Annotated in this window: 16 protein-coding genes; 11 read left to right on the top strand and 5 right to left on the bottom strand. The window is 48.2% G+C overall.

What is annotated here, in order from left to right:
* The first annotated feature begins 54 nt into the window (after positions 1 to 54).
* Complete coding sequence (locus N836_RS54980) at positions 55 to 1,554, top strand: mechanosensitive ion channel family protein (protein WP_023073388.1); 1,500 nt, start codon at positions 55 to 57, stop codon at positions 1,552 to 1,554.
* Between the two features lie 93 nt (positions 1,555 to 1,647).
* Positions 1,648 to 3,657, top strand: coding sequence for a glutaminase A (glsA, locus tag N836_RS0138350; protein ID WP_023073387.1), 2,010 nt, complete (start codon positions 1,648 to 1,650; stop codon positions 3,655 to 3,657).
* Positions 3,658 to 3,696: 39 nt separating this feature from the next.
* Here the strand turns inward: glsA (N836_RS0138350) and N836_RS77070 are convergent, their stop codons facing one another.
* On the bottom strand, positions 3,697 to 4,077 hold the full coding sequence (locus N836_RS77070; protein WP_023073386.1) for a hypothetical protein: 381 nt from the start codon (positions 4,075 to 4,077) through the stop codon (positions 3,697 to 3,699).
* 379 nt (positions 4,078 to 4,456) lie between these two features.
* Between N836_RS77070 and N836_RS54970 the strand changes: the two genes are divergently transcribed.
* From N836_RS54970 to N836_RS54960, 3 genes are read left to right on the top strand one after another with little or no spacing between them, the layout of a single operon-like run.
* Positions 4,457 to 5,215, top strand: a complete 759-nt coding sequence (locus N836_RS54970) for a MinD/ParA family ATP-binding protein (RefSeq protein ID WP_023073385.1) — start codon at positions 4,457 to 4,459, stop codon at positions 5,213 to 5,215.
* A gap of 5 nt (positions 5,216 to 5,220) precedes the next feature.
* Positions 5,221 to 6,249: a glutaminase A gene (glsA, locus tag N836_RS54965; protein ID WP_023073384.1), complete on the top strand. Its 1,029-nt coding sequence runs from the start codon at positions 5,221 to 5,223 to the stop codon at positions 6,247 to 6,249.
* A gap of 7 nt (positions 6,250 to 6,256) precedes the next feature.
* The gene (locus N836_RS54960) at positions 6,257 to 8,065 is read left to right on the top strand and encodes a PAS domain S-box protein (protein ID WP_023073383.1); all 1,809 of its coding nucleotides are present in this window, start codon (positions 6,257 to 6,259) and stop codon (positions 8,063 to 8,065) included.
* A gap of 30 nt (positions 8,066 to 8,095) precedes the next feature.
* Here the strand turns inward: N836_RS54960 and N836_RS54955 are convergent, their stop codons facing one another.
* Positions 8,096 to 9,790, bottom strand: a complete 1,695-nt coding sequence (locus N836_RS54955; RefSeq protein ID WP_023073382.1) for an ATP-binding protein — start codon at positions 9,788 to 9,790, stop codon at positions 8,096 to 8,098.
* A gap of 229 nt (positions 9,791 to 10,019) precedes the next feature.
* Positions 10,020 to 11,168 (bottom strand): tRNA preQ1(34) S-adenosylmethionine ribosyltransferase-isomerase QueA, encoded by a 1,149-nt coding sequence (queA, locus tag N836_RS54950; RefSeq protein WP_023073381.1) that lies wholly within the window; start codon positions 11,166 to 11,168, stop codon positions 10,020 to 10,022.
* Positions 11,169 to 11,331: 163 nt separating this feature from the next.
* On the opposite strand from queA, the gene N836_RS54945 reads away from it, so the two are divergent.
* Entirely contained in the window at positions 11,332 to 11,721 is a 390-nt protein-coding gene (locus tag N836_RS54945; protein ID WP_023073380.1) for a hypothetical protein, read from the top strand.
* A gap of 28 nt (positions 11,722 to 11,749) precedes the next feature.
* Here the strand turns inward: N836_RS54945 and N836_RS54940 are convergent, their stop codons facing one another.
* Positions 11,750 to 12,190, bottom strand: a complete 441-nt coding sequence (locus N836_RS54940) for a YraN family protein (RefSeq protein ID WP_023073379.1) — start codon at positions 12,188 to 12,190, stop codon at positions 11,750 to 11,752.
* A 226-nt stretch (positions 12,191 to 12,416) separates the two neighbouring features.
* Here N836_RS54940 and N836_RS73430 point away from each other — a divergent pair, with 226 nt between their 5' ends.
* Positions 12,417 to 13,544 (top strand): C39 family peptidase, encoded by a 1,128-nt coding sequence (locus N836_RS73430; protein WP_023073378.1) that lies wholly within the window; start codon positions 12,417 to 12,419, stop codon positions 13,542 to 13,544.
* 128 nt (positions 13,545 to 13,672) lie between these two features.
* Here the strand turns inward: N836_RS73430 and dnaG are convergent, their stop codons facing one another.
* Positions 13,673 to 15,622 (bottom strand): DNA primase, encoded by a 1,950-nt coding sequence (gene dnaG / locus N836_RS54930; RefSeq protein WP_023073377.1) that lies wholly within the window; start codon positions 15,620 to 15,622, stop codon positions 13,673 to 13,675.
* Between the two features lie 579 nt (positions 15,623 to 16,201).
* Here dnaG and N836_RS54925 point away from each other — a divergent pair.
* The 4 genes from N836_RS54925 to N836_RS73425 all read left to right on the top strand — a co-directional run bounded on the left by N836_RS54925 (position 16,202) and on the right by N836_RS73425 (position 19,802).
* Positions 16,202 to 16,774 (top strand): glycosyltransferase, encoded by a 573-nt coding sequence (locus tag N836_RS54925; RefSeq protein WP_023073376.1) that lies wholly within the window; start codon positions 16,202 to 16,204, stop codon positions 16,772 to 16,774.
* Between the two features lie 57 nt (positions 16,775 to 16,831).
* Positions 16,832 to 17,458 (top strand): glycosyltransferase family 4 protein, encoded by a 627-nt coding sequence (locus N836_RS54920; protein ID WP_152532156.1) that lies wholly within the window; start codon positions 16,832 to 16,834, stop codon positions 17,456 to 17,458.
* A gap of 93 nt (positions 17,459 to 17,551) precedes the next feature.
* The gene (locus N836_RS54915; protein ID WP_023073374.1) at positions 17,552 to 19,210 is read left to right on the top strand and encodes a glycerol-3-phosphate dehydrogenase/oxidase; all 1,659 of its coding nucleotides are present in this window, start codon (positions 17,552 to 17,554) and stop codon (positions 19,208 to 19,210) included.
* A gap of 52 nt (positions 19,211 to 19,262) precedes the next feature.
* Positions 19,263 to 19,802 carry a metal-dependent hydrolase gene (locus N836_RS73425; RefSeq protein WP_023073373.1) on the top strand — a complete coding sequence of 180 codons (540 nt, stop codon included), beginning with the start codon at positions 19,263 to 19,265 and terminating at the stop codon, positions 19,800 to 19,802.
* Positions 19,803 to 19,830 lie beyond the last annotated feature (28 nt).

Here is a 19,830-nt window from a genome sequence, read left to right as displayed (position 1 = left end):
CTCCTTTGTACAAATTCATTATGCTTTCCAGCTCATTCCTGAAAGGAGATGCTTATGACTGAGACTATTTGGTTAAAAGCCCTTACATTTGTGGTGGGATTTCCCTTAATTACGATTATTTTGGGTGAATTAATTGATCGTCTTGAAAATCTCGGCCATAAACCGATGACCAAATTGTTGCTCAATATTCGTAATCTAGTACTGCCATCTGTAGCTGTTTGGCTATTAATGCATCAATTTCTTGCAGCAGAACGGGATACGATTACGCTCAAAGTGATCGAAACAACAATCGGGATAGCAGTGATTGTTGCAGGGCTTTCACTTTTGGGAGTTTTGCTGACCAGTGATACCAACATACCTTCCCGCAATGTTTTGCATGTACCGCGCTTATTCCTACAGATTGCTCGTATTCTAGTGGTGCTCTGCATTAGTTTTTATGTGCTGAGCGCTATTTGGGGGATCAATCTGAGTAATTTAGCCACAGCTTTAGGCGTTGGCTCATTGGTGATTGCCTTAGCATTGCAAAACACCCTGAGTAATTTGGTTTCAGGGTTTTTACTGTTGTTTGATAGTCCCTTTAAGGTCGGTGATTGGATTCGGTTTGGTGATGTTGAAGGACAAGTTGAAGATCTCAATTGGCGCTCTGTCAGATTGCGCACTCGCGAGCGCGATCTACTTGTTGTGCCTAACAGTGTTTTAGATCAAGAGAATATTTATAATTACCACAGCGGTGATCCGCTCCATGCAGAGCGTTACATTATTGGGTTTTCCTACGATGATCCTCCAAACCATGTGAAACGAGTATTAGAGCGAGCAGCTAGTGAAACCAAATATATGCGCAATGATCCGGCTCCTGATGTACGTACAATGTCATACGATGACTTTGCTATTACCTATGAGGTGAAGTATTACCTGGATGACTACCAGTATGTTGAAACGATTCACAATGAGTTTAGTACGCGCATCTTCTATGCAGCTAAGCGCAATGGTCTAACAATTCCATTTCCGATTCGGACGCTACACCATGTGCATCAACGACAACCCAAACGGACTGAGTATATTCAAGAGGTTAGCGCGTTTTTGCGATCGCTATCCTATCTCGCCTGCCTAGATAGCGATGCCATTGCTCATTTAGCCGAGAGTGCTGTCCTCCATGTCTATGGCACTGGCGATCGCGTTATCGTAGAAGGAGAGCCTGATAAAGGGTTTTACATTATTCGTAGTGGTAGCCTGCGCTTGTATGTGACAGATGCTCACCAGCAACAGCGTGAGATTGCCCATCTAGCTAAAAGTGATTTCTTTGGGGAAACAGCTCTGCTGGTGGGAGAAGCTAGCCTGGTGACCGGGATAGTAGAGCAAGATTTGACCGTGCTGGTATTTGGCCATGATGCGATCGCAACCCTAATGGCTAGCAGCGCCCGCTTTGCGAATCAGATGAACCAGTTTATTGAAGATCGCAAAACATCAATTCGCTTGGTTCAAGAAACAAAGAACATCAAACCTATTACCAATCGTCCAATAGCCATCAGTGTTGTTGACGGTTTCAACTATTAACGTGACGTCGATATAAAAAGATCACAGAGTTAGCCAGTTCACACTCAGTGATCTTATTAAAGAATCTCCCATTGTAAACAAAATAACAGATCTATGGAAAAGAAGACAAAAAGTAGTGCTAAATTCCTTAAAAAGCCCATTGAAGAGACTGTCAATCTTAGCTCAAAATCATTGCGCTCTACAAAAACGCAATCTTTGCCTTCAAAAGGTAAAACTCCTGGCGCTACAGCCGTAGACGAACAGGATTTAAGGCTATTTCAAGCTGCCGATCTCGACGGTAACGGTATGATTACTCGCGAAGAGTTTCTGTCGGCTTTTGTCCGTGCTGGTCTCAAACTGACGGATCGGCGCTTTTCTGAAAGCTTACAAGAATTAGAGTTTCTCTGTCCTCGCAGTGATTCTGAGATTGATTTTCCTAGCTTTCAAAAAATTATTCGACCCAATATTCACCTCATCCGCCGCGTTCTCAAAGCTCAGTTAGTGATTCCTGATTTTCAGGATTTTTGTCGAGACATTGACACTATCTATGAGAATGGCAGTAGCCACGATGGTGGCACTCTAGCTAACTACATTCCACAGTTAGCTAGGGTAGATGAACGCCATTATGCCGTTTCTATCTGTACGATTGATGGCCAACGCTACGCCCGTGGTAATACTCTTGAAAATTTTACGGTGCAAAGCACGAGCAAGACTATCGCATATTGTCTTGCATTAGAAGAATTGGGCACAGATAAAGTTCATCAGCATGTGGGGCGTGAACCATCGGGATTGGGATTTAATGAGCTTACTTTGAATAGCCAGGGCTTACCCCACAATCCCATGATCAATGCTGGGGCAATTATGTGTTGTTCCCTCATTCGTCATGATCTTGATCATGCAGATCGCTTCGACTATGTGCTCAATCACTGGAGTCGCCTAACCGGTAATGACCGCATTACCTTTAACAATGCCGTCTATCTTTCAGAACGTGAGACGGCCCATCGTAATCGTGCCCTCAGCCACTACATGATGGAAAAGAAGGCATTTCCAGCTTGGGCTGAACTCGAAGAGACATTAGAATTTTATTTTCAATCCTGTTCGATTGAACTAAATACGGATCAAATGTCGGTTGTTGCTGCCACTATGGCTAACGGTGGCACCTGTCCTGTCACAGGAGAGAAGATTTTTAAGACCAGTACGATACAGCATTGTCTCTCACTTATGTATTCTTGCGGTATGTATGACTACAGTGGGGAGTGGGCCTTTATGGTGGGTCTTCCGGCCAAGTCTGGAGTCTCTGGTGCGGTCATGGTGGTGATTCCAAATGTGCTCGGTTTATGCATCTGGTCACCCAAGCTCGATTCTCAGGGTAACAGTGTTCGCGGTGTCGAATTTTGTAAGCAGCTAGTCAAAAAGTTTAGTGTTCACAATTACGATAATCTTGATTTCCAATCAGAGAAAAAGAACCCTCGCATTAGTCCAATTCAGAGAGAATCAGAAGAGATTACGAGTTTGATAGAGGTGGCTAGCCGAGGCGATCTGACGGCCATTACGCAATATCAGATTCGTGGGGCTAATCTCAATGCAGGTGACTACGATAATCGTACCCCTTTGCACCTGGCTGCTGCAGGTGGTCATAAGAATGTGGTGGCATTTTTGCTAGATCACGGGGTGGATGTCAATGTTTGCGATCGCTGGGGCTGCACACCGCTTAATGATGCTGAGCAGCAAGGTCATGCGGCTGTAGTCACTATTCTGCAAGCAGCCGGAGCTCAAAAAGGTCAAGATTCTTATCCTCAAACCAATATCAATCTTCCCAGCTCTGTGACTACCGATATTACAGCAATGATTTGGGCTGCCAGCCAAGGTAAACTCAACGCAATGCTACCCTATATCGCTCGCGGTGTTTCTATGGAGGCGGCTGACTACGATGGCCGTACAGCAATTCATCTAGCGGCTGCAGAAGGTCAGCTTAAGGTAGTTAAATTTCTGCTTGCTAACAACGTTAATCCAAATATTCAAGATCGCTGGGGGTTTACTCCCTTAGACGATGCTATTCGTCATGGACATGAAGAAGTTGCAACAGCACTAAAGCAATCAGGAGGAGCTTCGGGAAATCCATAGATGCTGTGGGTTTCTTAGTCAAATGTCGGATACGACCTGTTAGTTCCAAAATTCATCCAGATTCACTTCTGATATTTCTTGCTGAACTTCCTGGAAATAAGAGCTTGTTGTTAGCGTCGCTACTTCATCTTCTCGTTTTTTCTGGTCAATTTCAATTTTTAACTCTTTTAACTGTCGTTTGAGTTCATCTTCCCGGCGTTTGCGATCGGTAATATCTTGAACAATGCCCTCGTAGTACAGTAAATCACCATTGCTATCTTTTACAGGCTGACTGGCTAGATCATTCACGGTGCTACGGCCAGTCTGAAAGGAGATAAATCCGACAACGCCAACCGCTCCCATGATTTGTAACACAAATGGAATTACTAGAGTTGTACGCAACCGGAATTTGCGCAGTGTCCGATAGGCTCTACTAGTCATTAAAGTGCTGTGCCCAAGATGACAGCTATACATTTCACTTTGCGCAAGGATTATAGAAGATCCCAGGCGTTTTGTCTGGTACAGCTGAGGAGGTTTTGGCGGCCTGGTAGGCTATCCGACTTTTCCGACTTTGTAATGGTTCTAAAGAAGCAGATGTTGTTTAGTAGCTGAGAAGACTGCACTCCTTGGGGCGATGCTATGGAGGTGATTGCTGCTGCCCGCAGGTGAGACCACACTAGCTTCCGCTGGTGGGGCTGCTGAGGTCATGGGTAATTAACATGAGTTAAGTAGGCTCTTTACTAAGGAATTTGGCATTTTCTTTGATAGCAGATTTATATCTGGTATTTTCTTGAAAAGCTTCCACCATAATTTCCCAGGTATGCCCAAAGTTGTTTCGGTACATTCTTATCGAGGCGGTACTGGTAAATCCAACTTTACTGCTAATTTAGCGACCACTATCGCCCTCCAGGGTAATCGCGTCGGTGTTGTAGATACTGATGTGCCTTCCCCTGGTATTCATAACCTATTTGGTCTAGAACCTGAGCACACCCACAAAACTCTGAATAATTATCTTTGGGGGGAAACTTCTATTGAAGACGCCGTCTATGATGTGGGTGAAAAGTTGGGTGTGGCTGACGATGGCAAGCTTTACTTGGTTCCTTCTAGTGTCAGGGCCGATGATATTGCCCGCATCCTCAAGGATGGTTACGATGTCAGGCTGATGAACGATGGCTTTCGTAACTTGGTCAAGGCGCTAAAACTTGACTATCTATTCATTGACACCCACCCAGGGCTATCCAAAGAAACCTTTTTATCGATCGCCATATCCCACGTACTGATCTTGATCCTGCGTCCCGATAAACAGGACTATCAGGGCACGGCGGTGACTGTAGATGTGGCCCGACAGCTCAAGGTTCGCAAAATGCTCTTGGCGATCAATAAGGTTTACAGCAGCTTGAATATGGATGCCCTCAAGCAGAAAGTGGAGGAAACCTACGGTGAAACCGTAGCGGGTCTGTTTCCTCTATCTGAGGATATTGTGCAGCTGGCGAGTGAAGGGGTGTTTTGTGTCAAATATCCCGAGCATCCAGTCAGTCAAGAATTTCGTAAAGTCGCCCAGCAAATTGTAGGGGGTTAGCCAGGATGTCAGATATCGGAGATCTACAGTCTCTGGCCAGTTCAATCACGGCAGTCACCTCCCCGTTTCGTAACTATTTGACTGAGCTGCACGAGAGGTTTCAAGCCATTAACGACGGTGCTGTGGCTGACTATATTCCTGAACTGGCGCTGGCCAAGCCTGAATGGTTTGGTATTTGTGTGGTCACTCAAGATGGTCAGGTGTTTGAAGTGGGGGAGTGTGACCAGCTGTTTACGATTCAGTCGATTTCCAAAGCCTTTGTTTTTGGATTGGCTCTAGAAGATCATGGTCGTGACTATGTCAACAGCAAGGTGAGTGTGGAGCCGACTGGGGAAGCCTTTAATGCTATTGTGCTGGACGAGGCGACCAATCGCCCCTATAACCCGATGGTGAATGCGGGTGCGATCGCAACCACAGATCTGATCAAAGGCAGCAGTAGCACCGAACGGCTCAAGCGCATGCTGAATATGTTTAAGCGCTACACCGGCCGAGAACACGACATTAATGTCCCTGTCTTTTTATCCGAAAAGGCTACCGGCTACCGTAACCGAGCTATGTCTTACCTGATGCTGAACTTTGGCATGGTGGGCGACAAAATTGACGAAACCCTGGATCTTTACTTTCAGCAGTGCTCGATCCTGGTCAATGCCCGTGATTTGGCTATGATGTCCGCCACCTTGGCCAATGGCGGCATCAACCCCATCACCCAAGAACGCGCTATTGATGAACGCTATGTGCAGGATGTGGTGAGCGTGATGCTCACCTGCGGCATGTACGATGCCTCCGGCGAATGGGCTTATCGAGTGGGTATGCCGGCCAAAAGTGGTGTGGGTGGTGGCATTTTAGCCGTGGTTCCTGGCAAGTTGGGCATTGGTACCTTTTCCCCACCGCTCGATGCCAAGGGTAACAGCGTTCGGGGCATCAAAGTTTGTGAGACTCTGGCCACAGATTTTGGGCTACATCTCTTTAATGCGGCTAAACCTGAGCGAGAGCTACAAGCCTGGATTGATGGCAACGATGTGGATAGCTGGTAGATAACTGATGAAACTACCCGTTCGTCTGCAGTCACCTGACAATCTGCCCCTACGAGTGGTCTTGATTGTGTTGTTTGTTGGCCAAATTGTCGGGGCCGTTGGTCTAGTAGGCTATCTATCCTTTCGCAATGGTCAAAAGGCTGTGAATGAGCTGGCTATCCAACTACGTCATGAGGTCACAGCCCGGATTGAACAAGAACTACAGAGCTATTTTGAAACCCCCCACGAGATCAATCGACTCAACGCCAGCGCCTTTGCCAGAGGCATACTGGATGTAGACGGCGCGGGCTTTGGTGAAACCCAGCTCTATCAGCAGATGCGGATTGCCCCCACCATTGCCCTGGCTTACTGCGGTAGCGCCCGCAATGGCGAATTTTTTGGAGTGTTGCGATCGCCTGAGAATGGTGCGCTGCAGCTTACTTACAGCAATCCTTCTACCCAAAATCTGCGCCGATATTACAGCTTAGATGTCCGGGGAGAACGCACCAGCTTTCTATGGCAGGCAGAGACGCCCTATGATTCTCGCCAACGGCCCTGGTATAAAGCGGCAGCCTTGGCTGAGCGGCCCCAGTGGACAGATATCTACATTGCCTTTACCACTGGGCTACCCAATATTACTGCCAGCCTCCCCGTGTATGATCGCTCCGGTAAAGATGTTCTAGGGGTATGTGCAACGGATGTGGTGCTCCCAGAAGAATTTAGAACCTTTTTGCAAAGCCTACAAATCGGCCAAACCGGGCAAGCCTTTGTGATCGATCGCCAGGGGCAGCTGATTTCCAACTCGACCGATGAACCCCTGATGGTTAACGATGGGGATACTGCCACCCCCCTGCTAGCCATCAACAGCAGCGATCAGCTAGTCCAAAATACGGCTCGTTATCTGGCCCAGCGATTCAATGGGTTTACGAATTTTACCGAAGCTCAGCAGCTACAGCTACAGCTCAACGGTAAACGCCAATTTTTAGAAGTACTGCCGTTTCAAGATGGGTTTGGTCTCGATTGGCTCATTGTGGTCGTTGTGCCCGAGGCCGATTTTATGGGCCAGATTAATGCCAACACCCGCAATACCATCCTGCTATGTGGGCTAGCGCTGCTGGTTGCCATTGCCTTAAGCGTGCTGACGGCCCGTCGAATCACTCGTTCGCTTCTACGGCTATCTCAAGCCTCCGATCGCTTGGCCCAAGGCCATCTAGACCCGCAGGTGAAGTCCAGTTTTATTGCCGAAATTGATACCCTGGCCAACTCATTTAACAAAATGACCCGGCAGCTGAAGCAGTCCTTTGAGACTATCCGCATTGCCGAGGAAAACTACCGCAGCATCTTTGAAAATGCCCTGGAGGGCATCTTCCAATCTAGCCCCGAAGGCCATTTTATCAATGTCAACCCGGCCCTAGCCAGGCTCTATGGCTATGACTCTCCCCAGGAAATGATTGATAGCATTACCGATATTGGTTCACAGCTGTATGTGGATCCAGCAAGGCGGGCGGACTTTCAATCAAAAATCGACCAGCAAGACAGCGTTACCGGGTTTCAATACCAGTGTTACTGCAAAGACGGCAAGATTATCTGGACCCAAATCCATGCCCGTGCCGTTCGTTCTTCCCAGGGGCAGGTGCTCTACTACGAGGGTATTGTCCAGGACATTACCGAACGCAAGCGACGCGAAGACGAGCTAAAACGCCAGCTGGCCGAGCTAAAAATTGAAATCGATCAACAGCAACGGCAAGAAGAAGTCGCCACCCTGACTGCTAGCAGCTACTTTCAGGAAGTCCAGCAAGAAGTTGCCGAAGTCGATCTAGATGAATTTTGGAGCTGAAGGGCCTGGAAAGATATTTTTTAGTAGCTCTTACTCAATACTCACGCCTTTAAAGGTAGTTGCTTTGGGTTTGGCTGCTACAGGTGCAGACTTAATTTGCTGAGTCCGCAGTCGGTGTTTTTGAAAATATCCCTGCCACTCATGGGGTGCATTCAGGGTTTCGCCACCATGTTGAGTAATCCGTTTCCGCACCTGGCAGAGCACCGGCGTATTCACACAGGCTCCAGAAATAATCACCTGGCCCTTGGTCAGGGCGGGTAGTTCCTTGAGCAAATCACGTCCAGCGGCTTCGACACCATATTTAAGGCTTTCTTGATCCACTGGATTGACAATGCGCATCAAAAATTGGCTCATACACTGAGAAAGCACGTCAGAATCAAGCTTGCCGGGCCGCTGGGTAATCAGCCCTACCCCCAGACCAAACTTCCGACCTTCGCTCAAAATTGTCCTGAGGACGGCCTTGCAGCGTGAGGGTTCTTTGGCTGGAGCAAATCGATGGGCTTCTTCGATTAAGACGAACACTGGAAATGGCAGATAGTTTTCGTCACCTTCCTCAATTTTGTCGCGGGCGGTATTGATGCGGGCATGGTAACTCTGGCGAAGCACCGCTGCGCAGATAACCTGTTGCTCTTCCTGACTGATTTCGTTCATCTGCAAGACGGTCACCTGCCCCGGCTCAAATAAATCCCGGGGGGCCATGTGGTTTACCTGATGAAAGTAAGGAGATCGAGCCAGACGATCCAGCTTCCACTCCAACGCAGGCGCAGACGACCCCACCTTGTCATTACCTTCATCGTCAGCTGTGGTATCAGCCTCATAAACAGCTGCAATCAGGTCATTGACGTTCCAACGGTAGTCCCCGCGCTTGTGTTTACCCAAAATGGTAAATGCTTTGTTGAGAATAGACTGCTGACGGTCGCTCATCTCGGGTAGCAGGGTCAAGATATCGTAGTAGTCCAGGGACGACATGCGAATCTGAATATCGCCTGGGGTCAGGATCTGGACTTTTGGGGCATAGCCATCGTTGGCTTGAAATGCCGGATGCCCTCGCATTTCGGAGAGGGTGTTGTATTCCCCATGGGGGTCAAAGATTAACACTGCAGCCCGGTTGTAAGGTTGTAAAAACTCTTCAATCAAGACGCCGGCAGTGTAGCTTTTGCCAGACCCTGTGCCCGCCAATATGGCCATATGGGTACTGACAATTTCTTTAACGTCGAGGGCAACAGGGACACTACCACCAGGGCGCAGCAATAAAGAGCCAATTTGAGCTGAGCCCACTTCGCCTGGCTGCTTTTTATTGACGACTTGTTGTAGGCGGTCATCCGCTGCAATATAGACTTTGGCTCCTGGATCAGGGGTAATGCGCGGGTTAATAAACCCCAGGGCTGGGTGGAAATAACCGATGACATCCACCGTCACTTCATAAATTTCTGGATTGGGATAGGCAAATCCAATCAGGGACGCAATCGTATCTGGACTAATTTGGGTATCCGCAAAGATGCGATCGGGTAGATGATCGATTAAGCGCCGGTCAGAAATTTTACCTAAAATTTCCCAGCTCCCCTGATCTGGAGCATCGACGGCGTAAAAGACAAATTCACCAATTTTCACCCGTTTATTATCGGTGGTAATAAAAACGTATTGGTTCCCATCTTCACCAGGGCCTTTGACCGTACCAATAACGGGGTTGTGCATGTCTGGATCAAGTTGAGCCGGTCGAGTCATAGGGGTGCGATCTCATCAGGGCTGACCTATGAGTACACAAGTCAGTATCACCCACCATAGTAAACCTGTATTGCTTGAGTGCAACCCTATTTATCGGATGTCTGCAGGAATGTCCTGAAATGTTTCGCAAACATTGGTAAGAAAGGGAGAACGGCCTCGAAACATGAACTTCAAAGAAGCATGCACGATGGCACGTTCTCCATGGGGGACAGGGAGAATGACGTACGGACTATAGTTGAGTTCCCTCTGCCAATCGACAGGCATTGGGCAAAATTACCATGGCGTCACCAAAAGAATAAAAACGATAGGCCTGGTTAATCGCGTCTTGATAAAGCTCCATTAATCGCTGACGCCCGATAAGAGCGCTGACCAACATTAAGAGGCTGGAGCCAGGTAGGTGAAAATTGGTAATTAAACCGTCTACGACCTGCCACTGATAGCCGGGATAAATAAATAAATTTACGCCACCTTTATAAGCTGTCAGCTGCCCTTCCTGGTTAACGACGCCTTCCAAAGTGCGCACAGTAGTGGTCCCTACAGCAAAAACATGGTTGCCCCGCGCTTTAGTTTCTTTGATCAGATCGACGGTGCTTTGGGGTAAATGAACCCATTCTGAATGCATTTGATGCTCAGTAATGGCATCTGTTTCTACAGGGCGAAAGGTGCCTAATCCCACGTGCAAGGTCACTTCAGCTCGCCGAATTCCCTTTTGCTCAAGGGCTTGAAAAACTTCTGGGGTAAAGTGCAGACCGGCTGTGGGTGCCGCTACTGCACCCGAATGTTGAGCGTAAATGGTTTGATATTGATCGGGTTCTGCCTGGGAATTAGTGATGTAGGGCGGTAACGGGATTTCCCCAAGGGATTCCATCAGTTGGTCGATGGGAGTGTTGGTTGAGGTTGAAAAACTTAGTAAGCGACCATTGGTATCGCGATCGCACTCTTCCACCCGAGCAGTGAGCAATGGCTGCTCCACGTTGGGGCCAAAATGGATTAAACTCCCTGGCTGTAAACGACGTCCAGGTTTAACCAGTGCTAACCAAAGATGCGGCTCACGGGGTTCTAGTAATAAAACTTCAACCTTTGCTCCACTTGGTTTGTATCCATACATTCTCGCCGGTATAACTCGCGTATTATTAACCACAAGTAGATCTCCGGAACACAGAAACCTGGGTAGGTCTTTAAAATGGGCATGCCGATGTTCACTGCTTGATGAAACCACCATCAAGCGAGAGTGATCACGGGGAGTGACTGGTTCTTGGGCAATCAAGTTAGGTGGTAGCTTATACTGATATGCCGCTAAGGAATAATCATCGTTCGCCTGTTGCCGATCGATGGGTTCATGGCTGTGGGCCGATTGACGGCCATTGGATAGGGGCATGGGTGAGGGAAAACTGTGGATGAAATACCGTTGATTTTTGATAAAGGCGTACCATCGACCTTACTAAGCCGAAGGATTTAATGCCAGACTAATAGCTGGACGATCTGTGGACCAGCTGCCTGAATGATTCAAACGATATAGACTGTAGCACCGCTTTATACCTATGGATTACGTTTACTATTTATCCAATGCCAGTCTTGTTCTACGAGTTGTTGAAAGGCTGCATATACTGACTCAGCTCCCATTAGAATTTTTAAGCGTCATCCATCGCATTGATGGCTGGATTATTCGCATCAGACTCCATGAAAGCGTTTCTCCCGATACAGCCTCTAACTTTCAATCCTTTTTAGATGAAGTGGGTGGCCGCTCCACACCGGGATATCGGATTCGCATGGCCCTGTGGGGATTAGAAACTGGTCAAACCGCCGTTGATGTCATGCGTCGCTATCAGGTTGCTGTTGTCTCCCACGGTAAACCTGACCGTTATGAAATTGAAGAATTTCGCAAGCAGTTTGTTCAGGGGTTGGGATATTGCCCTGAGACTCTTGCGTAGCGATCAATCAGTTTGCTTGGTCTACCGCTCAACCTGTAATGGCGTTAATTAAATAATCCTGTAGTACCAGATATTGCCGTCCGTTGGGTAAGGCCAGGTAGGCTTGGGCTACATCTGGCTGTTTGTTGTGACAGCTGACTAAGGCAACATCAAGACGGCAGGGGAGCTGAGCCAGGTGTGGATGCCGGGTCAGAAATAGGCGAGCGGTTGTCCAGAGTTTACGTTGCTTGGCACGGGTGATGGATAATCGCCCATCCAAGTCCCAGTTGCCTCGACTGCGGGTTTTTACTTCTACAAATATGAGGATCTCACTGCTCAGTTTGCCGCCTTGGGCATGATAGCCCTGGGCAACAATGTCTAATTCTCCCCAACGACAGTGCCACCGCCGGTAGAGTATTTCCCAACCCTGCTGGATGAGCCAGTTTTCTACTAATTGCTCACCATATACTCCCAGGTCTAGCTCAGCCATGATTGAAACAGTAACCTCAGGGCTAGATTGCCCGAGGCGCTAAGGTTAGAAACAAAGGCATTGCTGCTCCTCGGGATGGCTTGAGATATGAGAGGCTTTTGAATAGCATCGGTGCTAGATCGGTTCATCCCAGGGATCAGCAATCGCAAAACAAGCACCGCTAACTACCGACTGAAATCTCTGCATAACTGGGTACCATGGGCAAAGATTCCCTGGACTGAGCACTATGAGCCAAAAATTAAAAGCGGACATTCACGCCGAGTATCAACAAGCGTTTGATCAATGCACGGTGCGTTCAGAATCGTTGGGATTAGTGCAAGGTCTGACAAAACGGATGGTGGATTTGCGATCGCACTATGAGGCTGTGGAAAAAGCCACCACGGTACCCTGGTGGTTTGTAGGCATTTTGCACTACAAAGAATGGAATTTTCGAGAACCAGCGCTGTTTGAGAAACAGGTAGCAGAGGTGCTCATTGCCAAAAAGTATCATCAAGCTGCTACGCGTACCTTAGCTGCCTATCTCTGGGGATTTGACCTTTGGAATGGTTTTCAGGATGGTTCAGGGACTGAATCCTCCTGGGTTTGGGGGAGCACCAATGTGTTGGCAAAGAAAAACTCCGAAATGGGGGCTGCTGGCATTCTCAAACACTTACAAAAACAGGGCCTGGTCAAGGCGGCTGCCCCAGCAGCAACGGCCAAGTCTGTTAAACCGGCGGCAAAGGTGGCTGCCCCAAAGGCCGCTACACCAAAAGTGACCGCTCCAAAGGCGGCTACTGCCAAGCCTGCTAAAAAAGGTAAAAAAAAGCTGCCGGTCATGTATTTTTCCCAGCGTGACAATGCGGCTCAGGCCCACCGCACCTGCAATACTGCTAGCTGTTGGATGGGTGCACTCTACATGAAAACATCTCTTTGGGAAGACTGTGACGAAGATGAAAACGCCGACCTCAATTTCTACTTGCCCAAGGTAGAGACCTATGGAGACACCACGGACCATGGGGCTCAGACCAGAGCATTATCAAGTCTGGGAGTGGATTCTGCATGGCATACTACACTCTCTATGAAAGATGTCAAAAAAGAGATTGACGCAGGTCGCCCGGTGGTCTTGGGTGTATTGCATAAGGGGCATGTGAGTAGCCCCCGTGGTGGTGGCCACATGATTTTGGCTGTCGGCTACGATGATAGTGGCATGTTTATCCATGATCCCTACGGAGAGATGGATTTGGTCAACGGTGGTTACCCTGGTTCGACCGATGGCTCCTATCGCCACTACAGTTATAAAAATCTAGGGGCTCGTTTTGAAGTTGAAGGCCCAGGCAGCGGCTGGGGTCGGCTCTTTAAGGGCAGTCGCAAGTGAGAAGATTTAGATGACGGAGTTCGCGATCGTATTTGGCCCGCTCATATTTGGGACATATGATCAACGGCCCAGAGCCATAACCTAACCAATAGATAAAGCTCTATCTACCGTTACAGGTAGATAGAGCTTTACCCATCCAACTGACCATAAAATTCCCCCACCCAGGGCAAGCTAGCTAAATCCTCAAAATCGACCTGCCGTTCTTGTTCGAGTTCAGCAATTCGTTTTTTCTCGGCATAGCTTTGTTTTTGATAGTAAGCGCATTCTTCGGGATGCGTTTCCAGGTCAGTCTCTTCCCACAGCTTGAGAAAATAACGATAGCGCTTTTCACATAGAGTTTTTTCCATACAGGCCACTGAGGCGCGAATAATCAGAGGCGCACGGAGAATATCGCGCTGGGTCTTTTCATCCAGATAGAGTAAGTGGTGTACCTGGGAAAGGGGGCCGGTTGACTCGGAGGCGAGGTTACGTAGCTGTTCTAGGAGTCCTGTAGGCGAGGTTTCGGTTTCAGCTTCATCGGCAGCCTGCCACTGGATCATCATTCGCCAGAGGGCACGGTGGTGGGAAAAGCTCAGTTGCAAATCCCGTTCTTCCAGGGCTTGTTTTACGGCCTGACGATTGTTGGGCATGTGAATGTATACCCGCAGGAGCCACCCTTCGGCTTCTTCGAGGGCGCTTTTTTTAATGGCGACTTTAAACTTTGTGGGGGACTCCTCTGGCGAACGACGCTGACGGCGAACCTGGGCTAAAAAGTTTTCGGCCAGGAGGGGAACTAACCGGGCATCGCCCTGACTAAAGATTTCGGCGCAGTGGCGAATATAGTGGGTGCGGGTATCGGCGTTGGCAATGTCTGCTAACAGTTTGACGATATCTTGCGAGGCTTTTTGAAACTGGTCGGCTTGTTTGAGGTTAACGTTGCTCAGTGTTTGCTGGATTTGCCAGTCAAGCCACAGGGGAGCCGCGTCAACCAGAGCGTTATATTCATCGGCGACATGGGCTTTGAGATAGTCGTCTGGATCTTTGCCATCAGGAATGTTGAGAATGCGTAATTGGACATCCCCTCGGTGAGCCATTTCAGCGACCTCACCAATGGCACGCTGTGCGGCTTTGATCCCGGCAGCATCTGCGTCAAAATTAAAGACAATTTGTTTAGATTCGGTGTAGCGTAAGAGCTGTCGTACCTGACCGGCATTGAGAGCAGTGCCGAGAGAGGCGACGGCATTGGTGATGCCTGCAGCGTGGAGAGCAACTACATCGAAATATCCTTCAACAACGATGGCGCGATCTTGTTTTGCGATCGCACCCTTGGCCTTATCCAAGCCGTATAGGGTTTTACTTTTATCAAATAGCTCAGTTTCTGGCGAGTTTAAGTATTTGGGTTTGGCATCCCCCAAACAGCGCCCCCCAAATCCAATAATGCGGCCATTGGCATCATGGATTGGCACCATTACCCGATCTCGAAACCGATCATAGTAGCCAGTGTTGTTCTTGTTGGGGACAATCAACCCAGCCTGCTCAACCAGCTTGACGGAGTAATTCTTTTGCTCAACCAAATAGCCATAGAGTGGCTGCCAGCCGTCAGGAGCGTAGCCAAATGTAAAGCGTTTGAGGATATCATCGCTAAACTGGCGTTGCGATCGCAAATAGTCTAGTGCTTGTTGCCCTACACTTTGATATAGCGCATGTTCGTAGAACTTTGCTGTGACTGTGAGGATTTCAAACAGCTGTTCTCGTAAGGTAACTTTGCGCTGATATTCCTCTTGCCTGGCAGGTTCTAATGTTTTAACAGGGACCTGGTATCGCTTAGCAAGATCCAGCACCACCTCTGCAAAGGACTGCTGCTCCAATTCCATCAAAAATTTAAATGCGTTGCCCCCAGCTCCGCAGCTAAAACAGTAATAGAACTGTTTGGCTGGACTGACGCTAAAGCTGGGAGACTTATCGTCATGAAACGGACACAGTCCGGTAAAATCCTTACCTTGTTTTTTTAGTACTACATGTTCCGATACTACATCAACGATGTCCACGCGCTGACGGACATCATCAATGGTATCTGGGTGTATACGCGGAGAACTCATGGACCCTTAATAGTAATACTATGGTCTAGCTATCATAGGCCCGATACGATCTATCACTAGCGCTTGGACTAGTCACTGCATTACTGCTTCCTAAGCATAGCGGGGCAGCTATAGAACGATCTACACCCTCTACGAAAGTTTACTGAGACACACGTGTCCAAGTTAAGATCACACAATCTTTACTGAATACTCTTAGATTGTGGATATTGCGTAAATCGTAGCGGCCGAGATATTGATAAACCCAAGGACATGTAGATATATTCAAATCTATATGTTGGGAAAGTTACTCAAAGCTCGTAGGTGTGGCCTACTGCTCCATACCGCCGGGCCTCCGGACTATATCCGGTTGTGACGGCTATGTATTAGCTAGAAAGGTGTTAGTCCCTGAAAAGTGAATTCACTGTTGGGTAGGCTACAAGCTTCCTATGTGTCTGTACTCATTTTGTATGAGATTACACAGACAGAGCGTAGAAAGTATAGGATTTCTGCCCAGTTACAAGCTATGAGGAGCTATTTCTCTTTTTTCCTGCCATGCTGACATAGTTTTAATTATAAAAAATAGGGTATAAGAGAGTTTCGATGAACGTCTTGATGCTTGCCCCCCACCCTTTTTATCAAGCTAGGGGTACTCCTATTGCAGTGGACTTAGTATTGAGGGTCCTCTCCAGACATGGTGAGGTTGTTGATGTTGTGACTTTTGCAGAAGGTGAAGACATATACTACACCAATGTCAAAATTTATCGCATCCCCTCATTTAGGTTCACTCGCAACATTCGACCTGGATTTTCTGGTAAAAAGCTCATTTCCGACCTGTTCGTTTTTCGGAAGGCGCTGCAGCTGGCGAGAACTGGTCGCTATGACCTGATCCATGCTGGAGAGGAGGCTGTGTTTATGGCCTTATTTATCAAGAAGGTTTTCGGGATTCCATACGTCTACGATATGGATTCTTCGCTAGTGGGCCAGATGATCGATAAGTATCCTGGTTTACGGTTTTGTAAGTCTGTTTTGCGGGCATGTGAGGGGGCCGCTATTAAAAATGCTGAGGCGGTGATTCCAGTATGTAGGGCCTTGGCTACCGAAGTCCAGCGCTACAGCCCTAGCAAAAAGGTTGTTGTGATTCCTGATATCTCACTGCTCAATCAATCTCGTTGAGGTTGATTCTATATCATTTGCTTGTGTCTTTTATTAAAAACAATGGGGCTTTTACCAATGCATTTAACTCATTTAAGAAGCACTTATGAGATTACAGGACCCTTGCTGATGTATGTCGGTAATTTAGAGCGGTATCAGGGGATCGATTTGCTGTTGGACAGCTTTAAGCTGGCTCTGGCCCATGCAGATGAAGCGTGTCTAGTTGTTATTGGTGGGGCTTCTGAGCACATAAAATACTATCGGCAGCGTTCTCGACAGTTAGGGATTGAGGCTCAGGTCCATTTCATTGGTAAGCGACCCGTTGAGGATCTTGCTCACTATCTAGCTCAGGCAGATATTCTGGTATCGCCACGGACCCAGGGTAACAATACCCCTATGAAGCTGTATTCCTATTTAGATAGTGGTAAGGCATTGTTGGCAACTGATTTGCCGACTCATACTCAGGTTTTGAATCGTCAAGTTTCCTGGCTGGCTTCTCCGGAGCCACATGAGTTTTCTCAAGGCATGTTGCAGCTCATTCAAAATCAAGCTTTAAGGGGGCAGCTGGGGGTGGAGGCCCAGGCATTGATTGCTCAACAACATACCTTTGAGGCTTTCTCCGACAAGTTGACGGGACTTTATGATTGGCTGCAAATGCAGCTGATCGGAGAAATGCAGCCCTCCAAGCTCTCAGGTAGCTACTGAGCCGTGTGCCTGTCAGGTCTCTCTGAGATTTGAATGAGATTTGAAGTTGATTTTTAGGCTTGACCAGGGACCCATCGAACCAAATGCAGAACTATGCAGCGAAACTTACAGGCATTATCCAATCAAGCGTTTGATCTTTTGGTCCTTGGTGGCGGTATTCAGGGAGCTTGTGTGGCTTGGGAGGCTAGCCTCCGGGGATTGTCGGTCGCTTTGATTGATCAGTCTGATTTTGGCTCGGCTACCTCTGCCAATAGCTTGAAGATTATTCATGGTGGTCTGCGTTATTTGCAAACGGCTGATTTTAGCCGTATGAGGCAGTCTATCCGGGAACGTCAGACTTTGATGCGAATTGCGCCTCACCTGGTGCATCCGTTGCCGATTGTGGTGCCTACCTATGGCCATGGGGTAAAGGGTAAAGAGGCGATGTTTGTGGCGCTCAAACTGAATGATTTGATTAGCTGCGATCGCAACCAGGGGCTTAGCGATCCCCAGAAGCATATCCCGCCAGGTCAGGTGATTTCTCGTCAGCGCTGTCAGCAACTGGTCCCTGGAATTGTAGAGCAGGATCTCACGGGGGCTGCGACGTTCCACGATGCCCAGGTCTACAACTCTGAACGTTTGACCCTGGGATTCATAAAATCTGCGGCTCAGCAAGGGGCGACTGTCGCCAACTATGTCAAAGCCGTTGGCTTTCTGCGGACGGACGATCAGATCCAGGGAGTCATCGCCCAGGATGAGCTGACCGGTAATCGCTTTGATATTCGAGCCAGGGCTGTTGTGAATACCACGGGTCCCTGGCTTAACCAGGTTTTGGGCTTGTTGCCTCAGCCACCAGCTCAACAATCCTTTGCCAAAGCTGTTAATGTCGTGCTGTGTCGTCCGCTACTGGAAACCCCCTACGCCATTGCCTTCAAGAGTTCACCTGAGTCAGAGATTGTTAAACGAGGGCAACAAAAAGCTCGCATGCTCTTTGCGGTGCCCTGGCGTGGCACCTCTATGATCGGCACTTTCTATAGTGTTTGCAACCAAACAGCTGATAACTGGCAGGTGCATGAGGTAGAAATTGACACCCTACTGCAGCAAATTAATCAAGCATATCCACCCGCTCAGTTAACCAGAGGTGATGTGGCCTTTGTTCATGGTGGGCTCCTGCCTCAAACCGATATTTCTAGCAGTGGCGAGCCGATTCTGGCTAAACGCTACTGTCTTCGTGAACATGCTCCCCAAGGCCATCGTGGATTATGGTCTGTGACAGGGGTGAAATATACAACCTCCAGGGATGTGGCCCAGAAAGTTGTGGACCGTCTGTTGCGTACCTGGGGGCAAACCGCACCTCCCTCTCAATCGACAACTACGCCATTGGTGGATGGTGCCATTGACAATGTTGAAGAGTTTGTTCAGGCGGCGAACAAAGAGTTAATTCACCTTGACTCGCAACTGGTTCGCAGTCTGGTGTACAACTACGGAACTGCCTATGCCGAGGTGTTGGCAGGTGAAATTCAAGACTCCAGTCAGGCTATTGGGGCTCAGGTGCGCTACGCTGTCCGTGTAGAAATGGCTCAAACTCTGAAAGATGTCATCCTCCGACGTACCGAGCTGGGTTCGGCGGGTCTGCCTGACATAGCCACTATCCGTCTGTGTGGCACCATTATGGCTGAAGAACTCCATTGGACCCATGGGCAAATGCAAACAGAAATACAAAGTTTAATACCCGCCAGCCCAGTCTCGGATCGAGGCGTTGTGGCTCTTTAACTGTTTTAAAAATTTATCATTGAGCTGTTATTTAATAATTCTGTATTGAATCATGCCATCACCGCTTGCCCATGCCGTCTCTGGCTACGCTATTGCTAAAGGATTAGATGTTCCAAAAGTCAGTAAGCTATTGCCGCTAGGGTTATACGCGGTTTTTGTTGCGATCGCAGCAGATTTTGACTTTCTCCCCAAGATTGTGGCGGGTATCAATACCCATCGTGGGTTTACCCACAGTTTTGGCTTTGCCATTGTCTTTAGCATCATTCTGAGCCAGTTGCTCAGTAGCCGCACGGCCATCAAACCTCTAAAAGTCTTTGCTTTAACCCTAATTATTTACTCTTCTCACCTGGTGTTAGACTTTTTCACTCAAGGTGGTTCCGGCATCCCGCTGTTGTGGCCAATCAGTAACGCACCATTTCACTCAGCGATCCCCTTGTTCCCAGGTGTCCATCACTCCCATGGGCTATTTAATCCTATTCACGTCATCTTTCTCAGCTTTGAGCTGACCTATACGGTCATTTTGCTGTGGGGAGTATCGCGGTGGAGAAGCTTCAGATATCAGCGCCAGCAAAAGACTTCCTCCCTTGAATAGTGCACCTTGAGCAATAAGGTGAGCGGCT

This window comes from Leptolyngbya sp. Heron Island J (genome assembly GCF_000482245.1).
Taxonomy (GTDB): Bacteria; Cyanobacteriota; Cyanobacteriia; order Phormidesmidales; family Phormidesmidaceae; genus Leptothoe.
Note: the sequence above shows the minus strand (reverse complement) of the source record. Positions and strands in the feature narration are given on the sequence as shown.